Below are 6,754 nucleotides of genomic sequence, written 5' to 3' on the forward strand. Positions count from 1 at the left end.
GGGTTTCCTTTGCGTATATTCATTGACTCGCGACTTCAATAAGATTGAGTCGCAAAGAAGTTCAGTGAGCACAGTATATCCGGGCGGGAGCCGAATTGTCAAACAGCGAATATCCGGACCGTGAATTCCGGCAGGAACAGGAATTCATCGACGGACTGTACGCACGCGTGGACGCCCTGCGCGGTGACACCGAGGTGTCCCTCACGGACGCGCTCGGGCAGGGCAACACGCCCCTGCAGGCCAGGCTGGAGCGGGACATCCTCGTCGCCGAGCGGTCCGGACTGCTCGCGGCGCTGAACGCGGTGGACGGTTCGCTGTGCTTCGGCCGGATCGATCTCTCCTGTGGCGACACCCACCACATCGGCCGGATCGGCCTGCGCGCCGACGACGCCGAGCGCACCCCCGTCCTCATCGACTGGCGCGCCGACGTCGCCCGCCCGTTCTACCTGGCCACCGGCCACACCCCGATGGGGCTGAGGCGCCGCCGGCACATCACCTCCGAGGGGCGCACGGTCACCGCCCTGCACGACGAGATCCTCGACCTCGGTGACAAGACCCGTACCGGCCACGAGGACCCGACCGGCGACGCCGTGCTGCTCGCCGCGCTCACCTCCGCCCGCACCGGCCGCATGGGCGACATCGTCCGCACCATCCAGGCCGACCAGGACCGCATCATCCGCGCCCCGCACCGCGGCGTACTGGTGGTCGAGGGCGGCCCCGGTACCGGCAAGACCGCCGTGGCCCTGCACCGCGCCGCCTACCTCCTCTACGAGCACCGCGAGCTGCTGGCCCGCCGCGCCGTCCTGATCGTCGGCCCCAACCCGGCGTTCCTCGGCTACATCGGCGAGGTGCTGCCCAGCCTCGGCGAGACCGGGGTGCTGCTCGCGACCGTCGGCGAGCTGTTCCCCGGGGTGAAGGCCACCCGGGCAGACACCCCCGAGGCCGCCGCCGTGAAGGGCCGGGCCGCCATGGCGGACGTCCTCGCCGAGGTCGTCCGCAGCCGGCAGGCGCTGCCCGACCCGGTGCTCACCATCGAGCACGACCGCGAGATCCTCATGCTGGACGACGGCCTGGCGCGGGTCGCCCGCGAACGCACCCGCGCCGCCAAGCTGCCGCACAACGCGTCCCGCGAGTACTTCGAGGGCCACATCCTCAACGCGCTCACCGACATGGTCGCCGAACGCATCGGCACCGACCCGTACGACGGCAGCAATCTGCTCGACCCCAGCGACATCACCCAGATCCGCGACGAGCTCGCCGAGAACCCCGAGGTGTGGTCCGCCGTCGACCGGTTGTGGCCCCGGATCACCCCGCAGCGGCTGATCGCCGACTTCCTCGCCGCACCCGAGGAGTTCCTGCCGGCCGAGGACGCCGCCGCCGTACGCCGCCCGGTGACCCGGCGCTGGACCGTCGCCGACGTGCCGCTGCTCGACGAGGCCGCCGAACTCCTCGGCGAGGACGACCGGTGGGTGCGCGAGCGGGCCGACCGGGAGCGGCGGACGCGGATCGCGTACGCCCAGGGCGTCCTGGACGTGTCGTACGCGTCGCGGACCTTCGAGTTCGAGGACAAGGAGGAGGGCGACCCCGAATCCTCCGAGGTGCTGTCCGCGCACGACATCATCGACGCGGAGCGCTTCGCCGAGCGGCACGAGGAGGAGGACCACCGCAGCGCCGCCGAACGGGCCGCCGCCGACCGCACCTGGGCGTTCGGCCACATCATCGTCGACGAGGCACAGGAACTGTCGCCGATGGCCTGGAGGCTGCTGATGCGGCGCAGCCCGACCCGCTCGATGACCCTGGTCGGCGACCCGGCGCAGACGTCGGAGGCGGGCGGTGTCGGCTCCTGGGAAGACATCCTCGCCCCGTACGTCGAGGACCGCTGGGAGCACACCCGGCTCGGCGTCAACTACCGCACCCCGGCCGAGATCATGGACGTCGCGGCGGCCGTGGTGCGCGCCGAGCACCCCGGCTTCGAGCCGCCCGGCTCGGTCCGCTCCACCGGCGTACGCCCCTGGGCCCGCGCCACCGACGACCTGCCCGACGCCGTCGCCGAGGCCGTCGCGGAACTCACCGCGGGGTCCCCGGGACCCCGGGACGCGCCCGGACCGGACGGCACCCCGCCGGGCCGGCTCGCCGTCATCGCCCCGCGCGACCTGCACCGCGCCCTGGCCGCCCGGCTGGACGGGGTCACGGCGGGCGCGGAACCGGACCTGACGCAGGGGGTCGTGCTGCTCGATCCGCGGCAGGCCAAGGGCCTGGAGTTCGACTCCGTCCTCGTGGCCGAACCGGGGCGCTACGGCACCAGCGACCTGTACGTGGCGCTGACCCGTGCCACCCAGCGGCTCGGCGTCCTGCACACCGAACCGCTGCCGAAGCCGCTGGCCGACGCCCTGGCGTAGCGCCCGCCGGTCAGGCCGGGCGCAGCCAGACCGTCGCCAGGGGCGGCAGGGTCAGCCGGATGCCCGCCGGGAACCCGTGCCGCCCCTGCGGCTCCGGCTTGACCGGGTCGGGGTTGGTGACGTCGCCGCCGCCGTAGCGGGCCGCGTCGGTGTTCAGGACCTCGTGCCAGGCGGGCACGTCGCCCGGGACACCGATCAGGTGGTCGTGCCGGACCACGGGGGCGAAGTGGGACACCGCGAGCAGCGGGGTGCCGTCCCGGTCGTACCGCAGGAACGCGAGTACGTTGTCCTCGGCCGCGTCCCCGGCCACCCACCGGAAACCGGAGGGTTCGGTGTCCAGCCGCCACAGCGCCGGGGTGTGCGCGTACACGGTGTTCAGGTCGCGCACCAGGTCGCGCACCCCGCGGTGGTCGGCCTCCGCGCCATAGGCCGGGTCCAGCAGCCACCAGTCCGGGCCGTGCTGCTCGGACCACTCGGCGCCCTGCGCGAACTCCTGCCCCATGAACAGCAGTTGCTTACCGGGATGGGCCCACATGAAGCCGAGATAGGCGCGCAGATCGGCGCGCTGCTGCCACCAGTCTCCGGGCATCTTCGACACCAGCGACCGCTTGCCGTGCACGACCTCGTCGTGGGAGATCGGCAGCACGTAGTTCTCGCTGTAGGCGTACACCGTCGAGAACGTCATCTCGTGGTGGTGGTAAGCGCGGTGGACCGGCTCGTGGCTCATGTACTGCAGCGAGTCGTGCATCCAGCCCATGTTCCACTTCAGGCCGAACCCCAGGCCGCCGAAACCGCCCGGGCCCTCGTGATGGGTGGCCCGGGTGACGCCGTCCCAGGCCGTGGACTCCTCCGCGACCGTCACTACGCCGGGCACCCTGCGGTACACCGTGGCGTTCATCTCCTGGAGGAACGCCACCGCGTCCAGGTTCTCCCGGCCGCCGCGCTCGTTCGGCGTCCACCGGCCGGGCTCGCGCGAGTAGTCGAGGTAGAGCATCGAGGCGACGGCGTCCACGCGCAGCCCGTCGATGTGGAACTCCTCGCACCAGTACACGGCGTTGGCGACCAGGAAGTTGCGTACCTCGCGCCGCCCGAAGTCGAACTCCAGGGTCCCCCAGTCGGGATGGGCCGCCCGCAGCGGATCCGCGTGCTCGTACAGCGGCCGGCCGTCGAACTCGGCCAGCGCCCACTCGTCCCGCGGGAAGTGCGCCGGCACCCAGTCCATCAGCACCCCGATCCCGGCCCGGTGCAGCGCGTCCACCAGGTACCGGAAGTCGTCCGGGGAGCCGAGGCGGGCCGTGGGCGCGTAGAAACCGGTGACCTGATAGCCCCAGGAGCCACCGAAGGGATGCTCGGCGACCGGCATCAACTCGACGTGTGTGAAACCGAGATCCTTGACGTACGCGGGCAGTTGCTCCGCCAGTTGACGATACGTCAGGCCTGGTCGCCATGAGGGCAGGTGCACCTCGTACACCGAGAACGGCGCCTCGTGCGCGGGCACTTCGGCGCGACGCTCCAGCCACTCGGCGTCCCCCCACGCGTACCGCGAGGACGTGACGACGGACGAGGTGGCCGGCGGGACCTCCGTGCGCCGCGCCATCGGGTCGGCGCGCAGGGTCTTCGAACCGTCGGGCCGGGTGATGTCGAACTTGTACAGCTCGCCCTCACCGACCCCCGGCACGAACAGCTCCCACACCCCACAGGAGCCCAGCGACCGCATGGGGTGCCCGGCGCCGTCCCAGAAGTTGAAGCCGCCCGCCACCCGCACCCCGCGCGCGTTCGGCGCCCACACCGCGAACCGGGTGCCGGTCACCCCCTGATGGGTCATGGGATGCGCGCCGAGCGCCGTCCACAGCTCCTCGTGCCGCCCCTCGCCGATCAGATGCAGATCCAGTTCGCCGAGCGTGGGCAGCAGCCGGTACGCGTCCTCGACCTCCTGCACCGTCCCCTCGTACGCCACGAGTAGCCGGTACGCCGGGACCTCCCGCAGCGGCAGCAGCGCCGAGAAGAACCCGCCCCCGTCGTCGTGCAGTTCGACGGTGAGGCCCCCGGAGACCACGGTGACGGCCAGGGCGTACGGCTTGAACGCCCGGAAGACGACCCCGCCGGGCACCGGGTGCGCGCCCAGCACCGCGTGCGGGTCGTGATGCGTGCCGTCCAGCAACCGCTCCCGGTCGGCGGGGCCGAGAGCGGGGGAGACCGCGAGCTCCGCATCCGGCGGGGCGAGCCGCCCGGGTGCCGGGTGCGCCCCGGAGGCCCGCACCTGAACGGTCTTGGCCTGCTTCGCCTTGCGCTGCTTCAGGGCTCTCTGCTTCGGAGTCCCCTTCTTCGCCACCTCCTTCTTCACGGCACCCTTCTTCGTGGCGCCCTTCTCGGGTATCGCCTGGGCCGCCTTGGCCGTAGCGGGCTTCTTCTTCCGTGCGGTCGTCGGCGGCTCGGCAGGCCGCTGCTCGGCCGGCTGCTCCGGATGCGAACCGCTGGACTCGGGGCGGGGGGTCACGGACGGAGCCTCCTGAGGGAAGGTCGGGTGGGTCAGGTCTGGTCGGGTCCGGCGAGTCTGCGCACCGCCGCCAATGGGACCGGAAGCCACTCGGGCCGGTGCCGGGCCTCGTACAGCACCTCGTAGACGGCCTTGTCCGTCTCGTACGCGCGCAGCATCACGGGATCGGTGCGCGGATCCGTGCCCGCGGCCTCCGCGTAGCCGGAGCAGTACGCCGCCCGGCAGCGCTCGGCCCAGTCCGGCTGCGGCGGGTCCGCGGAGCGGGCCGCGTAGTCGAAGGACCGCAGCATGGCGGCCACGTCCCGGACCACGGGCTGCGGCATCCGCCGCTCGGCGAGCGGCCGGGCCGGTTCGCCCTCGAAGTCGATCAGCGCCCACTCTCCCCCACTGCCGAAAGCGTGGGAGGGGCCGCCGGCCGGGGACCGCAGGCACTGGCCGAGATGCAGATCGCCGTGCACCCGCTGGCCGGTCCAGGTCTGTCCTTCGGCGGCCAGGTCGGCCAGCGCGGTGTACGCCGAGCCGAGACCGGTCGCGTACGGCCGCAGCGCGGGCACCGCCCGGACGGCCGCCGCCAGTCGCTCGGCCATGCCGGCGGTCATGGCCCGCAGCCGGCTGTGGCCCAGGGTGACCGTGGGCAGCGCGCGGGCCAGCGCGGTGTGCACCTCGGCGGTGGCCCGCCCCAGCGCCCGCGCCTCGGCGACGAAGTCCTCGCCCTTGGCCAGCTCCCGCAGCGCCAGCTCCCACCCGTCCGTCGCACCCTGCACGAACGGCTGGAGCACGCCCAGCACATGGGGCTCGCCGGGATCGGCCGGATCCGGATCCGCGACCAGCCACGCCGTGGGCGGTGGCACCCGCGGGCAGCCCTCGCGGGCCAGCGCCAGCGGCAGCTCCAGGTCGGGGTTGATCCCGGGCACGATCCGGCGCAGCAGCTTCAGAATGAACGTATCTCCGTAGACGACGGACGAGTTCGACTGCTCGACCGTCATCAGACGCGGCACCAGACCGGGCCGGATCTCCTGCCCCGGGTCCCGCTCGAAGCGCAGCCCGCCGATCCGGGCCCGGCTGCGCAGGGCCTCCAGGAGCAGTTCGGCGGGCCGGGCGTCGTGCAGGGCCTCGTAGACCGTCCGTCCGGCGAGCGGGCCCTCGCGCACGTGCCCGATCAGCGCGGGCGCCAGCCGGGGCGGCAGCGCCTCGCGCACGCCTATGAGGAGCTGGTAGCAGTCGCCGGGCTCCTCGGGCGCGCCCGGGGCCTGAACGAGCTGCTGGTGGGCGCGCACCAGTACGTGGTAGAGGCCGATGCGGGCGTCGGCCGGGAGCAGCTCGGTGGCAGCGACCAGTGAGAATCCGGTGACCGGACGCCCCTTGCCCGCGAACCAGCGTTGCCGCGGCAGCCAGTCCCGCAGTAGTGGGCCAAGTGACGCAAGGAGGTCTGGCGGACTCGTGACGGTGCGTGTGACGGCTTCCGACATGGCGTCGCGTCCTTTCCGCGTCGGGTGCGGAGGAGCGTTGGGTTGCGTGAAGGGTGCCCAGGGCGGGACGGAGGAAACCGTCCCGCCCAGATGGTGGCCTGAGGTCATGCCGGCGGATGCGGAGCCGGAACCATGGGTGTTCACGCTGCCCGAAGCGGGAGCGTGCCCTTGCCGATCGCTCGGAAGGGTTTCACGCGACAAGCGCGCGCAGTTGATGACCGAGCCGCCCTCCCCCAGTGCCTGAACGGCCTGGGAGGTGCCCCCATGGCGGGCTCGGGTCCTGTCGCCAGGGCGGCGTGACCGCATCGCTACGCACCGTGCTCCCGTCGCAGCCGGAACCAGTAGAAGCCGTGCCCCGCCAGGGTCAGCAGGTAGGGGAGTTCGCCCAC

The 6,754-nt window shown here is 72.6% G+C and carries 3 protein-coding genes; 1 reads left to right on the forward strand and 2 read right to left on the reverse strand.

Features of this window, described 5'->3' with window-relative positions; translation table 11 throughout:
- Positions 1 to 77 precede the first annotated feature (77 nt).
- Positions 78 to 2,399, forward strand: a complete 2,322-nt coding sequence (locus ACFP2V_RS34180; protein ID WP_381219180.1) for a HelD family protein — start codon at positions 78 to 80, stop codon at positions 2,397 to 2,399.
- A gap of 10 nt (positions 2,400 to 2,409) precedes the next feature.
- Here the strand turns inward: ACFP2V_RS34180 and glgB are convergent, their stop codons facing one another.
- Together glgB and ACFP2V_RS34190 are read right to left on the reverse strand one after the other, a co-directional pair.
- Positions 2,410 to 4,896, reverse strand: a complete 2,487-nt coding sequence (gene glgB, locus ACFP2V_RS34185; protein WP_381219174.1) for a 1,4-alpha-glucan branching enzyme — start codon at positions 4,894 to 4,896, stop codon at positions 2,410 to 2,412.
- Positions 4,897 to 4,928: 32 nt separating this feature from the next.
- Positions 4,929 to 6,365 (reverse strand): maltokinase N-terminal cap-like domain-containing protein, encoded by a 1,437-nt coding sequence (locus ACFP2V_RS34190; RefSeq protein ID WP_381219176.1) that lies wholly within the window; start codon positions 6,363 to 6,365, stop codon positions 4,929 to 4,931.
- Positions 6,366 to 6,754: the final 389 nt, after the last annotated feature.

Origin of the sequence: Streptomyces incanus (genome assembly GCF_042656345.1) — a bacterium.
GTDB lineage: Bacteria > Actinomycetota > Actinomycetes > Streptomycetales > Streptomycetaceae > Streptomyces > Streptomyces incanus.

Excerpts from the sequence above, each read along its gene's own strand:
- ACFP2V_RS34190 (WP_381219176.1), bottom strand. The coding sequence starts at position 6,365 with ATGTCGGAAGCCGTCACACGCACCGTCACGAGTCCGCCAGACCTCCTT.